The following is a 2,288-nucleotide window of genomic DNA, read 5'->3' on the forward strand; positions in this document are numbered from 1 at the left end:
ACAGCAACCGCAGCGCCAGCCGCGCCCAGCGCAGCACCGGCCATCGCGCCCGCTCCGAGCTGCGGCCCGCCGGACACCAAACCAGTGGCGATGCCCGGCCCGAAGATGCCCAGCGCCAGCAGGGTCAGCGAGGCCAGCATGATGACCACCGCATGGTCAATGGACGGCTCGGCCGGATGCACCTGGAACTCGGCAAACAACTGCGAGCCGATGCCCACGATGACGGCCAGCACCAAGACCTTGATGCCCGAGGACACCACATTGCCCAGCACCTTCTCGGCCAAGAACGCGGTCTTGTTCCAGAGGGCGAACGGCACCAGTACGAAGCCCGCGAGCGTGGTCAGCTTGAACTCGATCAGCGTGATGAAGAGCTGCACCGCCAGCACGAAGAAGCACAGGATGACGATCAGCCACGCGAGGAACATCACGACGATGGGCGTGAGGTTGATGAACACCTCGGGGAAGCCCGCCATCGCCTTGATCTGTTCGAGGATCGGCGCCCCGGCGTCGATGCCAACCTTCGCCAGCCGGCCCGGCTGCAGGAAGTTCTCCATGCTCAGAGTCGAGCCGCTGGCCGTCAGGCCGAGGCCCGCGAATGAGCGGAACACGATGCCGGCCAGCCAGTTGAAGTTGCCAATGATGTAGGCGAAGGCACCAACGTACAGCACCTTGCGGATCAGCTTGGCGATCACGTCCTCGCCCTGGCCGGTGGCATGGCCCATCGCCCAAAACAGCCCGGCGAGCGTCATGTCGATGACGATCAGTGTGGCCGTGAGGAATGCCACCTCGCCGTGCAACAGCCCAAAGCCCGAGTCGATGTAGCGTGAGAAAACATCAAGAAAGCGGTCGATGACCGAAACGTCATTCATGGTGAGTCCTCCTGCACGGACAAGGCCACGGCCTGGCCTTCCTCGGCGGGTTCATCGAAGCTGGGCGGAATCGGCGGCAGGTCGGCCAGCGTCTGGTATTCGCTGGCCTCGGCCTTGCCGGAGAGAAAACGGCGCAGGTCGGCCTGGGCCACCTGCGCGCAAAACGCGCCGTCGTGCTGGCCCGCGCGGCACTGCGCCTTGAGCGCGTGCAGCCGCGCCGGGTTGGCCGAAAGCGCATCGACCGAAGGCGCCTCCTGCTGGCCGCAACCGGCCAGCAGGAGCACAAAGCCGCAGAGAGCAATCACGCGGTTCATGGCATCACCCGTCAGCGGTTGTAGAAGTTGACGGGCTGCGGCGTGTACGGCGTTCCCGAGCCCAGGAAACGCCGGTTCACCTCGCGGCCACGCTCGACGGCGGCAGCCTGCCGCGCCAGTTCCAGCGAGGCTGCGCGATCCTGCGTGATCTGCAGGCGCTGTGTCTGGATGGACTGCTTGGCCTGCAGGGCCAGCAACTGGTTCATGGCCTGCATCGCCTGCAGCGCACCTTCGGCCGACTGGCTCTTGCCCACGAGGTCGGCCAGCACGCTCTCGTCGTCGCTCAGGTTCTGCGATGCCTGGGCCTGCATCTGCATGGTGGTCTGCAAGCCATTGAGCGTGTTCTTCCAACGCTCCTGCGCATCGAGGTACATCTGATTGCCGCTGACCGTGGCGGCGTACTTCTCGGGATACAGGCGCGCAAACTCGCGGTCGATGCTCGTCACGTCGTAGGCCAGGCCCTTGGCCTGCGCGATGAGGCGCTGGGTGGTCGCCAGGTTCGCACGCAACTGGCCCACCACGCTGGACGGCAGGCTGGCCAGGTTGCGCGCCTGGTTCATCAGCATCTGCGCTTCGTTCTGGAGCTGGCGGATCTGGTTGTTGATCTGCTCCAGCGTGCGAACCGCGGTGAGCGTGTTCTGCACCAGATTGGTCGGGTCGAGCACGATGTCGCCGACGCCGAACAGCGCGTGCGCGGGCTGCGCGATGCCGAATGCGAGCACGCAGGCGGCGGTCAGCGCGGCGAGCTTGGGGGTATGCAATTTCATGGTTGGCTCTCCTGGGGGTGGTTGGCGGTGCGGAGGGAACCCGGCGCGAGGCCGGGGAACAAGGGCAGCAGATCGGCCGCCCAATCGAGGCCGCGATGGCGCAGCCAGGCGCCCGCGAAGCCGGGCACGCCGGCATCCGGCAGCACGCGATCAAGAACCTCGCCGATGGCGCGCTGGTCTTGCGGCGTGGAGGCACCCGCGAAGGCCAGCACCGCCGGCCCCAGGTCGAGGTCGAACAGGCGGTTGCCGAGGCGGGATTGGTAGTAGTAGTCGCGCTTGGGCTGCGCGGTGGCGACGATTTCGATCTGCCGCCTGTTGAGGCCGAAGCCCTCGTAGAT

The 2,288-nt window shown here is 66.2% G+C and carries 3 protein-coding genes and 1 pseudogene; all 4 read right to left on the reverse strand.

The annotated features are described in order from the left end of the window. Window positions 1-869: P-type conjugative transfer protein TrbL (trbL, locus tag WBB14_RS09310; RefSeq protein WP_424239568.1), on the reverse strand; the 869-nt coding region annotated here is incomplete at its 3' end. Beyond that, window positions 866-1,183, reverse strand: coding sequence for an EexN family lipoprotein (locus WBB14_RS09315; protein ID WP_424239569.1), 318 nt, complete (start codon window positions 1,181-1,183; stop codon window positions 866-868). The genes trbL and WBB14_RS09315, both read right to left, overlap by 4 nt. Before the next feature lie 11 nt (window positions 1,184-1,194). Then, window positions 1,195-1,950 (reverse strand): P-type conjugative transfer protein TrbJ, encoded by a 756-nt coding sequence (trbJ, locus tag WBB14_RS09320; protein ID WP_424239570.1) that lies wholly within the window; start codon window positions 1,948-1,950, stop codon window positions 1,195-1,197. Then, window positions 1,947-2,288: pseudogene (locus WBB14_RS09325) on the reverse strand (conjugal transfer protein TrbE); the annotation flags it as partial. The pseudogene WBB14_RS09325 and the gene trbJ, both read right to left, overlap by 4 nt.

The organism is Achromobacter sp., assembly GCF_049647645.1.
Lineage (GTDB): Bacteria > Pseudomonadota > Gammaproteobacteria > Burkholderiales > Burkholderiaceae_B > Achromobacter.

Bases quoted from the DNA above. Each gene is read 5' to 3' on its own strand.
- trbJ (WP_424239570.1), bottom strand. From the start codon at position 1,950: ATGAAATTGCATACCCCCAAGCTCGCCGCGCTGACCGCCGCCTGCGTG.
- WBB14_RS09315 (WP_424239569.1), bottom strand. From the start codon at position 1,183: ATGAACCGCGTGATTGCTCTCTGCGGCTTTGTGCTCCTGCTGGCCGGT.